The organism is Vibrio sp. A37 (genome assembly GCF_059777565.1).
Map to the genome: position 1 here is coordinate 1 of NZ_JBLNLI010000069.1, position 728 is coordinate 728.

General features: G+C 46.0%; 4 tRNA genes. All 4 read left to right on the top strand.

Features of this window, described 5'->3' with window-relative positions:
• Positions 1 to 140: 140 nt before the first annotated feature.
• The 4 genes from ACM2FC_RS23550 to ACM2FC_RS23565 all read left to right on the top strand — a co-directional run bounded on the left by ACM2FC_RS23550 (position 141) and on the right by ACM2FC_RS23565 (position 563).
• A tRNA-Glu gene (locus ACM2FC_RS23550) sits at positions 141 to 216 on the top strand.
• A gap of 37 nt (positions 217 to 253) precedes the next feature.
• Positions 254 to 329, top strand: a tRNA-Lys gene (locus ACM2FC_RS23555).
• A 43-nt stretch (positions 330 to 372) separates the two neighbouring features.
• Positions 373 to 448, top strand: a tRNA-Ala gene (locus ACM2FC_RS23560).
• Positions 449 to 487: 39 nt separating this feature from the next.
• A tRNA-Val gene (locus tag ACM2FC_RS23565) sits at positions 488 to 563 on the top strand.
• Positions 564 to 728: the final 165 nt, after the last annotated feature.

The following is a 728-nucleotide window of genomic DNA, read 5'->3' on the forward strand; positions in this document are numbered from 1 at the left end:
GTCGTAACAAGGTAGCCCTAGGGGAACCTGGGGCTGGATCACCTCCTTATACGAAAAGATTATTGCGATGAGTGTTCACACAGATTGATGGTTTATAAAGTTTAGAGAGATGTTGAATGTACCCAAACATTCACACTAGTGTCCCGTTCGTCTAGAGGCCTAGGACACCGCCCTTTCACGGCGGTAACAGGGGTTCGACTCCCCTACGGGATACCATTTTTGCTTCTGCTTTTAAAAAGCGGAGGCAAAGAATGGGTCGTTAGCTCAGTTGGTAGAGCAGTTGACTTTTAATCAATTGGTCGCAGGTTCGAATCCTGCACGACCCACCATTTCAAGAGTTTGATTCTACTTTTTAAAGTGGAAACGAATAAAGGGGCTATAGCTCAGCTGGGAGAGCGCCTGCCTTGCACGCAGGAGGTCAGCAGTTCGATCCTGCTTAGCTCCACCATCTTGAAAGTTCTTCTCCACGAGGAATGAAAACCACAGTGGGCGATTAGCTCAGTTGGGAGAGCACCTGCCTTACAAGCAGGGGGTCACTGGTTCGAGCCCGGTATCGCCCACCATTTTTCCTCCATACAGCGTTAAATGATTCGTCGCATAGTAGACTATGCTTCCTCTTCATTTGCCTTGTCTGAAGAAAAGATAACACTGCATCATCAGAATGTTTTCTTTGAGAATATTTGAATGATGTTTTATGCATCTTGCTCTTTAACAATTTGGAAAGCTGA